This is a genomic window from Micromonospora sp. NPDC051296 (assembly GCF_040682255.1).
GTDB lineage: Bacteria > Actinomycetota > Actinomycetes > Mycobacteriales > Micromonosporaceae > Micromonospora > Micromonospora craterilacus.
Window position 1 is genome coordinate 1 of the sequence record NZ_JBFBAO010000247.1, and the last position, 10676, is coordinate 10676.

Annotated in this window: 12 protein-coding genes and 1 pseudogene; 3 read left to right on the forward strand and 10 right to left on the reverse strand. The window is 71.8% G+C overall.

The window, feature by feature from the left end; genetic code table 11:
• The 5 genes and pseudogenes from AB0M52_RS23230 to AB0M52_RS23250 form a co-directional block, all read right to left on the reverse strand.
• Positions 1 to 178 (reverse strand): annotated as a pseudogene (locus tag AB0M52_RS23230) (twin-arginine translocase subunit TatC); the annotation flags it as partial.
• Positions 179 to 196: 18 nt separating this feature from the next.
• Positions 197 to 490 carry a Sec-independent protein translocase subunit TatA gene (gene tatA, locus AB0M52_RS23235; protein ID WP_111219376.1) on the reverse strand — a complete coding sequence of 98 codons (294 nt, stop codon included), beginning with the start codon at positions 488 to 490 and terminating at the stop codon, positions 197 to 199.
• Positions 491 to 743: 253 nt separating this feature from the next.
• The gene (locus AB0M52_RS23240; RefSeq protein ID WP_363957249.1) at positions 744 to 992 is read right to left on the reverse strand and encodes a hypothetical protein; all 249 of its coding nucleotides are present in this window, start codon (positions 990 to 992) and stop codon (positions 744 to 746) included.
• Positions 993 to 1002: 10 nt separating this feature from the next.
• A complete protein-coding gene (locus AB0M52_RS23245) occupies positions 1003 to 2013 on the reverse strand; it encodes a YafY family protein (RefSeq protein ID WP_363957252.1) in 1011 nt (336 codons plus the stop codon).
• Positions 2010 to 2999, reverse strand: a complete 990-nt coding sequence (locus AB0M52_RS23250) for a WYL domain-containing protein (protein ID WP_363957255.1) — start codon at positions 2997 to 2999, stop codon at positions 2010 to 2012. Before AB0M52_RS23250 ends, AB0M52_RS23245 begins: the two co-directional genes overlap by 4 nt.
• Before the next feature lie 194 nt (positions 3000 to 3193).
• Here AB0M52_RS23250 and AB0M52_RS23255 point away from each other — a divergent pair, with 194 nt between their 5' ends.
• Positions 3194 to 4300, forward strand: a complete 1107-nt coding sequence (locus AB0M52_RS23255; protein WP_363957258.1) for a DUF3866 family protein — start codon at positions 3194 to 3196, stop codon at positions 4298 to 4300.
• Between the two features lie 249 nt (positions 4301 to 4549).
• Here AB0M52_RS23255 and AB0M52_RS23260 read toward each other — a convergent pair whose 3' ends face one another.
• Positions 4550 to 5788, reverse strand: coding sequence for an MFS transporter (locus AB0M52_RS23260; protein ID WP_363957261.1), 1239 nt, complete (start codon positions 5786 to 5788; stop codon positions 4550 to 4552).
• Between the two features lie 25 nt (positions 5789 to 5813).
• Between AB0M52_RS23260 and AB0M52_RS23265 the strand changes: the two genes are divergently transcribed.
• Entirely contained in the window at positions 5814 to 6701 is an 888-nt protein-coding gene (locus tag AB0M52_RS23265; RefSeq protein ID WP_363957264.1) for a winged helix-turn-helix transcriptional regulator, read from the forward strand.
• 52 nt (positions 6702 to 6753) lie between these two features.
• Here AB0M52_RS23265 and AB0M52_RS23270 read toward each other — a convergent pair whose 3' ends face one another.
• From AB0M52_RS23270 to rfbA, 4 genes are all read right to left on the reverse strand, one after another.
• Positions 6754 to 6945 (reverse strand): hypothetical protein, encoded by a 192-nt coding sequence (locus AB0M52_RS23270; protein ID WP_111218650.1) that lies wholly within the window; start codon positions 6943 to 6945, stop codon positions 6754 to 6756.
• Between the two features lie 53 nt (positions 6946 to 6998).
• Positions 6999 to 8357 carry a Pup--protein ligase gene (gene pafA, locus AB0M52_RS23275; protein WP_363957268.1) on the reverse strand — a complete coding sequence of 453 codons (1359 nt, stop codon included), beginning with the start codon at positions 8355 to 8357 and terminating at the stop codon, positions 6999 to 7001.
• Between the two features lie 78 nt (positions 8358 to 8435).
• A complete protein-coding gene (locus AB0M52_RS23280) occupies positions 8436 to 9053 on the reverse strand; it encodes a dTDP-4-dehydrorhamnose 3,5-epimerase family protein (protein WP_363957271.1) in 618 nt (205 codons plus the stop codon).
• Positions 9050 to 9973, reverse strand: a complete 924-nt coding sequence (gene rfbA / locus AB0M52_RS23285) for a glucose-1-phosphate thymidylyltransferase RfbA (RefSeq protein ID WP_363957274.1) — start codon at positions 9971 to 9973, stop codon at positions 9050 to 9052. Before rfbA ends, AB0M52_RS23280 begins: the two co-directional genes overlap by 4 nt.
• An 85-nt stretch (positions 9974 to 10058) precedes the next feature.
• Between rfbA and AB0M52_RS23290 the strand changes: the two genes are divergently transcribed.
• A partial coding sequence (locus AB0M52_RS23290; protein ID WP_363957277.1) for a GDP-mannose 4,6-dehydratase occupies positions 10059 to 10676 on the forward strand: 618 nt, incomplete at its 3' end.

The window sequence follows — 10676 nt, forward strand, 5'->3', positions numbered from 1 at the left end:
ACAGCAGGTCGAGGACCGGCCTGGCGAGCCAGAGGCCGAACCCGAAGCCGACCAGGATGGCCAGCGACGCCTTGAACAGCCGGTTACGCAGCTCGCGTACGTGCTCGACGAGGGTCATCGAGCCGTCGGCGGCCCGCTCGAAGTTGCTCGGACCGCGCTTGCGGAGTCCGAAGGCCACGGTGATCGGCCCCGCTGATCAGTTGTCGCGGACGCGCTGCACCGGGTCGACGACCGGCTGCTGCACCGTGCCCTGGTACGGCTGCTGCTGCGCCTGCTGCGGAGGCTGCGGGGTGAGCGGCTGGTAGCCGGCCTGCGCGTCGGCCTTCTCGGCGAGGTCGCGGTCGTCGTCGGCCAGGCTCTTGGTCTCCGCCTTGATGATCCGCAGCGAACGGCCCAGGGAACGCGCCGCGTCGGGGAGCCGCTTCGCGCCGAAGAGCAGGATCAGCACGACCACGAGTACGGCGATGTGCCAGGGCTTGAGGGCACCCATGGGAAGCTCCAGTCGCTCTGTGTCGATGAGGGGTGTACCGCAGCCCATCGTACGTGCGTCGAGGGCCATTGCCACCCACCGGGCGGTGGTGGTTCGTCCCGGCTGGTGAAGTCTCGGCCAACTGCGACTGTCTCGTCAACCAGGCAAGTGGATCATCATGCCCGGAAAAAGGCCGCTTCACGCCCGGAACCGGATTCGCACCGCAGCACGGACCACACATCGCGCGCCATGGCCGCCGCTGCGGTGGGCGCGCTCAGCCGCCGCGCCGGGACCTGATCAGGGCGAGCCGCTGCTCGGTCGTCTCCAGCTGGCCCTGCAGGCCCTCGGCCCGCTGCTGGAGGCTCTCGGCCGCCTCGCGCAGCGAGGCCGCCTCGTCGGCCCGCAGCTTGAGCTTCAGCGCCGCCCGGCGCAGCCCAGGCAGCCGCGCCAGCACCGGGCGTACGGCCAGGGCGAGCACGACCAGCGGGACCAGCACCAGCGCGAGCACGATCCACTTCAGCACGGCCGCCAGCCTACTGCCTGTCCACCGCCGCCGCCGGGTCCGCGCCGGGCGGCACCGGCGTCGCGTACGCGTCCAGGGCCGCCACCGCCGTGTCCCGAACCTGCCCGGCCAGCTCGGCCGGGGCGAGCACGGTGACCTCCGGGCCCAGACCGAGCACGAATCGGCGGGCCCAGCCGAGGTCGGTGACCCGCAACGAGACCACCCACCGCTCGCCGTCGGCCTCGACCCGCTCACACGGGTAGTACTCGGTGATCCAGCGCTCGCCCCGACCGATCCGCAGCGTGATCAGCGGCAGGTCCGGCGACGGCCGGAACACCCCCTCGCTCAGGTCGTGCGGGCGGGCCTGCGGCGGCACCACGGCCGGCTCGTCCAACTCGGCGACCGCGTCGATCCGGTCGGCCCGGAACAGCCGCACCGCCTCGGCCCGCCGGCACCACGCCTCGACGTACGTCCGGCCGCCGACCATCAGCACCCGCAGCGGGTCGACCACGCGCTCGGTGGTCTCGTCCCGGGCCACCGTGTAGTAGGTGATGCGCAGCGCGCGCCCGCGCTCGACCGCGGCCCGCAGCTGCTCCACCCGACCGGTGTCGCCGGGCAGCCGCACCTCCACCGGGGCGGCCACCAGGTCACCGGCCGCGTCCTCGATCTTCGCGAGGGCCCGCTCGACGGCCTCCCGGTTGGCCACCCCGGGCGTCTCGGCCAGCATCCGCAGCGCCACCACCAGGGCGAGAGCCTCGTCCGGCGTGAGCCGCAACGGCCGGTCGATGCCGGCGTCGTAGGTGATGGTCACCCGGTCGCCGTCGAAGGCCATGTCGATCAGGTCACCCGGGCCGTACCCGGGCAGCCCGCACACCCACAGCAGCTCCAGATCCTCGCGCAACTGCCGCTCGGTGACGCCCAGGTCGCCGGCCGCCTCGGCGATCTCGATGCCGGGTCGGGCGAGCAGGTAGGGCACCAGGTTGAGCAGCCGGGCCAGCCGGTCGGCGGAGGTACGCGAGCCGGCCCGCGCAGCCGAGGTCATCGGGTCACCGCCAGTGCGTCGTGCCGGGTGGCGATCTCCTTGAGTCGCTGGATGACCGCCTCGCGTACCTCGGGCGGGTCGAGCACCCGCACGTCGGGGCCGTAGCCGACCAGGTGCCCGGCGAGGGAGTCGGCTTCGGCGTAGGGCAGGACCAGCCGGTCGGCCGCCGGCCCGGCGGTGACCTCCACGGCCCAGCGTCGCAGCCCGGCAGCCCGCCCAGGAGTGACCAGCACGGTCGCCCGGCCGGCCCGCTCGGTCGGGCCGGACCAACGGGCCACGTGGCTGATCAGGTCGACCCCGACCGGCGGCTGGTAGCCGCCCGCCGCGCCGGTGGCCCGGACCGGGCCGACCACGCGCGACAGCCGGAAGCAGCGGGTGGCGTCGCGGTCCAGGTCGTGGCCGACCACGTACCACCGGCCGCGCCAGCAGACCACGCCCCACGGTTGCAGCCGGCGACGGGTGGGCGCGTCCTGGTCCGGCACGCGGTAGTCGAAGCGGACCTCGCGCCGGTCCCGGGCGGCGGCGGTCAGCGGGGCGAACGCCGGGTCGACGGTGACCATCGGCTCCAGCCCGAGGGTGGCCTGCGGGTCCACGTCCACCCCGGCGGCACGTAGCTTCGCCAGCCCGGACGACGCGGCGGCGGCCAGGCCGGCGTGCTGCCACAGCCGCGCGGCGATGCCCACGGCCGCGGCCTCGTCCGGCTTGAGGGGAATGTCGGGAAGGGCATACTCCCGGCGGGCGATCCGGTACCCGGGCTCCGCATCGAAGGCGCTCGCCGTCCCGGTCTCCAGCGGTACGCCCAGCTCCCGCAGCTCGGCCTTGTCCCGTTCGAACTTGCGCTGGAACGCCTCATGCTCGCGGGCGTCGTCCGGATCGTGCTCGTAACCGGGCACGGTCGCGGCGATCTGCGCGGCGGTCAGGAACCGCCGCGTAGACAGCAGGCAGATCACCAGGTTGACCAGGCGTTCGGTGCGGCTACGCGACACCCCGTAGACGCTAGCAGCCAACGGTCCCCCCGCACGCACCCGCGCGGGCGTGCCGACCCGTGCCGCCATCCAACCCCGCCGATCTTGCAGTTTCGGTCGCCCGAACGCCCCCTTTGACAGCTTTTGCCGCGACAAAAAGTGCAAGATCGGCGGGAGGTGTGCGGGGGGCGTGGTGGGGGGTTAGCGTGCCGGGCATGGTGCGATGGCGGGCGGGGACGGTGGCGGGGCTGCGGCGGCGGTGGGCCGGGGCGGTGGAGCTGGACGTCGAGTTGGACGGCGGCGGCACCATGCGGGCGCTGGCCTATCCGGGGCTGGTCGGCGACCCCGAGCCGGGGGATCGGGTGCTGCTCAATGCGGGGGCGCTGCTGATGGGGCTGGGCACCGGCGGCTACGCCCTGGTCGTGGCGCTGCCGGACCGGTTGCCGCCGGACCCGGCGCAGGTCCTCGACACCCGCGACGCCGGCCACCTGGTCAAGGCCCGCTACACCCCGTTGCAGCCGATCCTGCTCGGCGTCGACGAGGAGGCGTCGCCGCACCACGCGGTGCTGGCCGACGCCGACGACCTGGCGGGCCTTCCCGTGGTGACCGCCGACCTGCACTCGGCGCTGCCGGCGATCCTGGCCGGGATCCGCGCCGACGCGCCGCACGCGCGGGTGGTGTACCTGCTCACCGACGGTGGGGCGTTGCCCGCGTGGTTCTCCCGCACCCTGGCTGGCCTGCGCGACGAGTTGGCCGGCACGATCAGCGTCGGGCAGGCGTTCGGCGGTGACCTGGAGGCGTCCACGCTGCACAGCGGCCTGCTCGCCGCCCGGCACGTGCTCGGCGCCGACGTGGCCGTGGTGGCGCAAGGGCCCGGCAACCTCGGCACCGGCACCCGCTGGGGCTTCTCCGGGGTGGCCGTCGGCGAGGCGGTCAACGCCGTCGCCGCGCTGGGTGGTCGGCCGGTCGGCTCGCTGCGGATCTCCGCCGCCGACCCACGCCCCCGGCACCGTGGTGTGTCGCACCACAGCCTCACCGCGTACGGCCGGGTGGCGCTGGCCCGCGCGGAGCTGGTGGTGCCCGACGGCCTGGAGCCGGCGTTGGCCGCCGACGTCGACGCCGCGCTGGCCCCGCTGGCCGGGCGGCACACCGTGGTCCGGGTGGACACCACGGGGTTGGACGCGGCGCTACGCCGCAGCCCGGTGACGCTGTCGACGATGGGACGCGGACTGGACGCCGACCACGCCTACTTCCTGGCCGCCGCCGCGGCCGGCCGGCACGCCGCCCGCCTCGCCTCGGTCATGTCGGGGGCCGAACGTTAAGAAGGGTCCCTGCTCTACCTCAGGTGGCTAGCCGTACCTCGTCGCAGTTGGCCCACGCCCCCTACGGTCGGTTGCGACAACCTTTCCATCAGTTTTACCTGTTTGGCCGTTTGATGGGTGGATTATGGGTTCACGCAGCCGCATCGACCGCCTTCAGTCGCGAACGGCAACTGCGCGCGCAACTCGTTCTGAGTCCAGTCGTAGGAACGAGCTGGTCGCTGCGGCGGCCCGCTCGCTCTGTTGCGATGTTCACACCCGGGCTTCGGCGGGTTTCGGGGCGGCGTCGAGCGGCAGGTCGCGCAGCCGGCGGATCGGGGTCGACAGATAGATGATCGGGGACAGCACGGTGAGCGCCCCGAAGATCAGCAGAGTGGTGCGGGCACCGATCGACCCGGCCAGGACGCCGGCTAGCAGACCGCCGAGCGGGATGGCACCCCAGGAGACGAACTTGACCGTGGCGATCACCCGCGACAGGAGGTCTGGCGGGCTGGCGAGCATCCGGTAAGTGCGGGTGGTCACGCTGAGCACCACCGTGGAGCCGGCGAAGATGAGGTTACCGGCGGCGAAGGCGAGGTAGGCGGCGGTGCCTGTGCCCAGCGGGATGATGAGCGCGCCGGCTACGCCGACGAAGGCCGCGATGATCAGGCCGCGTGCGGTGCCGACCCAATCGGTGAACCGGGTTGTCAGCGCTGCGCCGATGAGCGTGCCGAGGCCGTCGGCGGCGAGCAGCAGCCCGACCATGAGCGGCGACGCGTGCAGCTCACGCACCAGGTAGTACGGGAAGAGGGCCAGCATCGCGCCGCAGACGAAGTTCGTCGCGGTGGCGTCCCACATGGCCGGCCCGATGATCGGGTGTCGGAGCACGAAGTGCCAGCCCTCGCGGATCATCGTGACCATCGGTGGCCGCTCGGCCGATCGCTGCACCTGCCGGGCCGGGAGGGTGCGCAGCAGCACGGCGGAGATCAGATAGCTGACGACGTTCATGAACAGGGTCGGCACCGCACCCAGCAGCTGCACCGCGAGTCCGCCCAGAGACGGCCCGCCCAGCTGGGTGACGGCATGTGTGCCGGAGTTGAGGCTGTTGCGCGCCTGCAACTGCGCGGCCGGCACGATCTCCGGCAGGAAGGTCTGGTTCGCCACGTCGAACAGCACGTTGGCGAAGCTCACGACCAAGGCGACCGCGACCAGCTGGGCCACCGTCAGGGCGTCGAACCACCAGGCCAGGGGAACAGACGCGATGGCGAGGGCCCGGATCAGATCCAGGGCGACCTGCATGCCGCGCAGCGGCACGCGCTGCACTACCACCCCCGCCGGCAGGCTGATCAACAGGTACGCGAGATAGCCGGCCGCCGTGATCAGACCCATCTCGAAGGCCGACGCGTCCAGCACGGTCAGCGCGGTAAGCGGCAGGGCCACCCCGCCGACCGCCGAGCCGAGGTGACTGGTCGTGCTGGCGACCCACCAGCGCCCAAACACAGTAAGTTCCATAATGGAACTGACTATAATGGTGGGTGTGAGAAGAGTCGACCTCGCCGATGCGGACTGCGGCATCGCGCAATCCCTCGGCGTGCTGACCGACTGGTGGACCTTCCTACTCATCCGCGACATCGCCAGCGGCGTGACTCGCTTCGACGGCCTGCAACGTGGGCTCGGGATGAGCCGCCGCGCCCTGACCGAGCGCCTCGCCGCCCTCATCGAGCACGGCGTGCTGCACCGCCAGCGGTACACGGATCGCCCGCCGCGCTACGACTACCTGCTCACGGCCAAGGGCGAAGGTCTGCTGCCGGTGCTGATCGCGCTGCAGGAGTGGGGCGACCGGCACGTGCTCGGCGACGGGTCGCTCACCGCCACGGCGGCGGCCGGATCGGCGGAGGCCCGCCGGGTGCACGCGCTCGTCGGACGCCGACTCCCCGAGCTGACGCTGGTACGCCACGACGGCGTACCAATTCCGCCCGCTGACACGGATACCTGGACGGTGCTCTACTGCTTCCCCGGCGCGTTCGTACCCGGCGTACAGGGCCTCCCGCCGTACTGGGCGGACATCCCCGGCGCCCCCGGCTGCACGCTTGAGTCCAGCACCTATGCCGCACGGGCCGCCGATTTCGCCGCCGCAGGTGCGCGGATCCACGGGGTCAGCACTCAGCGTCCGGACCAGCTGGCTGCCTTCGCCGCGCACGCCGATCTGCCGTTCCCGCTGCTCTCCGACGCCGACGGCCGGCTCGCCGCGGCGCTGCTGCTGCCCACCTTCCGAGCCGCTGGCGCTGACCGGCTCAAGCGGGCCACGCTGCTGCTCGACCCGGCCGCGACGGTGCGCGCCGTCCAGTTCCCCGTAAGCGATCCGGCCGGCTCGGTCAGCGAGATGCTGCGCCTGGTTCGGGATCACGTTCCGGACGCCGGATAGGGCGGCCACCGAGCGAGCCACCCAGGCGTTAACAGGGGGCCCTTCTTACACCTCAGGCAAGAATGATCAAAGTGACCCAGGCGCCGACGATCAGCGCGAGGGCCAACGCCAGCACCCAGGTCGGGACGGTGTACTCGCCGCGCCGGTTGCGTTCGATCTCGGCACGGATCTTGTCGCGGCGGCGTTCGAGCCAGCCCTGCCGCTCGGTGCCCTGGCCGGGCCGGTGGGGTGGTTGAGGAATCATGGCCCGGCCAGCCTACCCGGCCCGCCGGGCGAAGGCGGGCCGGGAGCTACGGCTCACATGCTGGCGATCAGTCGCTCCACCCGCTCGTCGTACGCCCGGAACGGGTCCTTGCACAGCACGGTGCGCTGCGCCTGGTCGTTGAGCTTCAGGTGCACCCAGTCGACGGTGAAGTCGCGCCGCTTCTCCTGGGCGTGCCGGATGAACTCGCCGCGCAGCCGGGCCCGGGTGGTCTGCGGCGGCGTCTCCTTGGCCTCGAAGATCTCCGGGTCGGTGGACACTCGGTCCACCTCGCCCCGCCGCTCCAGCAGCGCGTAGAGCCCCCGGCCCCGGCGCAGGTCGTGGTAGGCGAGGTCCATCTGCGCCACCCGGGGGTGCGACAGCGGCAGGTCGTGCTTGCGCTGGTAGCGCTCGATCAGCCGCAGCTTGGTCACCCAGTCGATCTCCCGGGAGACCGGCTCCAGGTCGCCGGTCTCCACCGCCCGCAACACCCGGCCCCACAGCTCGACCACCCGCTTGGCGGTCTGGTCGCCGCCCCGGCGCTCCACGAAATCGGTCGCCTTGGCCAGGTATTCCTGCTGGATCTCCAGCGCGCTGATCTCCTTGCCCGAGGCCAGCCGCACCTTGCGCCGGCCGGTGATGTCGTGCGACACCTCCCGGATGGCCCGGATCGGGTTCTCCAGGGTGAGGTCGCGCATCACCACCCCGGCCTCGATCAGCCGCAGCACGATGTCGGCGGTGCCGACCTTCAGCAGCGTGGTGACCTCGTTCATGTTCGAATCGCCGACGATGACGTGCAGCCGGCGGTACCGCTCGGCGTCGGCGTGCGGCTCGTCGCGGGTATTGATGATCGGGCGGCTACGGGTGGTCGCCGAGGAGACGCCCTCCCAGATGTGCTCGGCCCGCTGGGAGAGGCAGTAGACCGCGCCACGCGGGGTCTGCAGCACCTTGCCCGCGCCACAGATCAGCTGCCGAGTGACCAGGAACGGAATCAGCACGTCGGCCAGCCGGCCGAACTCCCCGTGCCGGGAGACCAGGTAGTTCTCGTGGCAGCCGTAGGAGTTGCCGGCCGAGTCGGTGTTGTTCTTGAACAGGTAGATCTCGCCGGCGATGCCCTCGTCGTGCAGCCGCTTCTCCGCGTCGATGAGCAGCCCCTCCAGGATCCGCTCGCCGGCCCGGTCGTGGGCGACCAGGTCGACCACCGAGTCGCACTCCGGGGTGGCGTACTCGGGATGCGAGCCGACGTCCAGGTAGAGCCGTGCGCCGTTGCGCAGGAAGACGTTGCTCGACCGGCCCCAGGACACCACTCGGCGGAAGAGGTACCGGGCTACCTCGTCAGGGGACAGCCGCCGCTGCCCACGGTAGGTACAGGTGACGCCGTACTCGGTCTCCAGACCGAAGATTCGCCGTTCCATGATGAGACATTAGCCGTACGGAGGCCCCGTTCGTCACTGTCGCCGCACCTGAGCGCGGCACACGCAGTGGTACCCGGGTCACCCGCCACCGGGATACGGCGCGTCGCCCAGACTCGCCGTGAACTCCCGGCAGGTGGCGTACTCGGGCAGCAGGCCCGCCGCCCGCATCTCCGCCAGCGTCGGCGCGGCGGCGTCCCGGGCGGAGAGCTGCGGCGTACCGGCCGGCCACGCGATGCCCAGTTCCTCGTCCAGCGGATGCACCCCGTGCTCGGCCCCCGGGTTGTACGTGGTCGAGCAGAGGTACGTCAGGACGGCGTCGTCGGTCAGCGAGCAGAAGCCGTGGCCGAGCCCCTCCGCCAGGTAGACCGCCCGCCGGTCCACCTCGTCCAGGCGTACGCCCTCCCATTGGCCGAAGGTGGGCGAGCCGACCCGCAGGTCGACCACCACGTCGAGCACCGCGCCCCGCACGCAGGTGACGTACTTCGCCTGCCCCGGCGGCACGTCGGCGTAGTGGATACCCCGCACCACGTCCCGGGCCGACACGGACAGGTTGCCCTGCCCCAGCCGCAGCGGATGCCCGACCGCCTCGGCGAGCCGGTCGAAGCGGTACCACTCCATGAACAGCCCGCGCGGGTCGCCGTGCTGCTGCGGGGTGATCTCCCAGGCGCCCTCGATGTCCAGCGGCCGAATCTTCACTGAACCACCTCCGGCTGGGTGGCTGGCTGGCTGGGGTACTCCCCGGTCGACCCGGCGCGCCCCGCGTCGAGCAACTCCAGGAGGTAGTCGCCGTAGCCGCTCTTGGTCAACGGCTCGGCCAGCGCCCGCAGCTGGTCGTCGTCGATCAGCCCGGCCCGCCAGGCCACCTCCTCGACGCAGCCGATCTTCATGCCCTGCCGCTCCTCGATCACCCGGACGAACTCGGCGGCCTGCATCAGCGAGGAGAAGGTGCCGGTGTCCAGCCAGGCGGTGCCCCGGTCCAGGACGGTCACCGACAGCTCACCGCACCGCCGGTACGCCTCGTTGACCGCGGTGATCTCCAGCTCGCCCCGGGCGCTGGGGGTCAGCCCACGGGCGATCTCCACCACCCGGTTGTCGTAGAAGTAGAGCCCCGGCACCGCGTACCGGGACTTCGGCCGCTCCGGCTTCTCCTCGATCGACAGCACCCGGCCGTCGGCGTCGAAGTGCACCACGCCGTACGCCTGCGGGTTGGCCACCGGATACGCGAAGATCCGCCCACCCACCGGGTCGCCCGCGGCGAGCTGCCGGCCCAGGCCCACCCCATGGAAGATGTTGTCACCCAGGATCAGCGCCACCGCCTCGTCACCGATGAAGTCCGCGCCGAGCACGAACGCCTGGGCGATGCCCTCCGGGCGGGCCTGGGTGAGGTACTCCAGCCGCAGCCCGAACTGGCTGCCGTCGCCGAGCAGCCGCTGGAACTGGCCCTGATCCTCCGGGGTGGTGATCACCAGGATCTCGCGCACCTCGGCCATCATCAGGGTGGACAGCGGGTAATAGATCATCGGTTTGTCGAAGACCGGCATCAGCTGTTTCGACACCGCCCGGGTGATCGGCCACAGCCGGCTTCCGGTGCCACCGGCGAGCAGGATTCCACGCACCCGGGGAGCCTACCGGGACGCGCGGCCACCGGCCATGCGCCGCTTCGGCTGCGCTTGTGGCCGATTCGCGTAGACTTCCGGACCCGTGAGGATCCTGGTCACCGGCGGCGCCGGTTTCATCGGTTCGGAGTACGTCCGCATGCTGCTCGGCGTGCCCGGCGGCAACTGCGAGGGCGTACCCGCGCTCGAACCCGCCCGAGTGACCGTGCTCGACGCCCTCACCTACTCCGGCAACCTGGCCAACCTCGCGCCGGTGGCCGACGACCCGCGACTACGCTTCGTCAACGGTGATATCCGCCACGCCGACGTGGTCGACGAGGTGGTTGCCGGGCATGACGTGATCGTGCACTTCGCCGCCGAGTCCCACGTCGACCGCTCGATCGCCGGCGCCGCGCCGTTCGTCAGCACCAACGTGCTGGGCACCCAGGCGCTGCTCGACGCCGCGCTGCGCCACCACGTCGGGCGGTTCGTGCACGTCTCCACCGACGAGGTGTACGGCTCGATCGACGCCGGCTCGTGGACCGAGGACTGGCCGCTGACCCCCAACTCGCCGTACTCGGCGTCGAAGGCCGGCTCGGACCTGCTGGCGCTGGCCTACCACCGCACCCACGGCATGGACGTGGTGGTCACCCGCTGCTCCAACAATTACGGGCCGTACCAGTTCCCCGAGAAGGTCATCCCGCTGTTCGTCACCAACCTGCTC

Coding starts and splice junctions, on each gene's coding strand:
- tatA (WP_111219376.1), bottom strand. CDS start 490: ATGGGTGCCCTCAAGCCCTGGCACATCGCCGTACTCGTGGTCGTGCTG.
- AB0M52_RS23245 (WP_363957252.1), bottom strand. CDS start 2,013: ATGACCTCGGCTGCGCGGGCCGGCTCGCGTACCTCCGCCGACCGGCTG.
- AB0M52_RS23255 (WP_363957258.1), top strand. CDS start 3,194: ATGGTGCGATGGCGGGCGGGGACGGTGGCGGGGCTGCGGCGGCGGTGG.
- AB0M52_RS23260 (WP_363957261.1), bottom strand. CDS start 5,788: ATGGAACTTACTGTGTTTGGGCGCTGGTGGGTCGCCAGCACGACCAGT.
- AB0M52_RS23270 (WP_111218650.1), bottom strand. CDS start 6,945: ATGATTCCTCAACCACCCCACCGGCCCGGCCAGGGCACCGAGCGGCAG.
- pafA (WP_363957268.1), bottom strand. CDS start 8,357: ATGGAACGGCGAATCTTCGGTCTGGAGACCGAGTACGGCGTCACCTGT.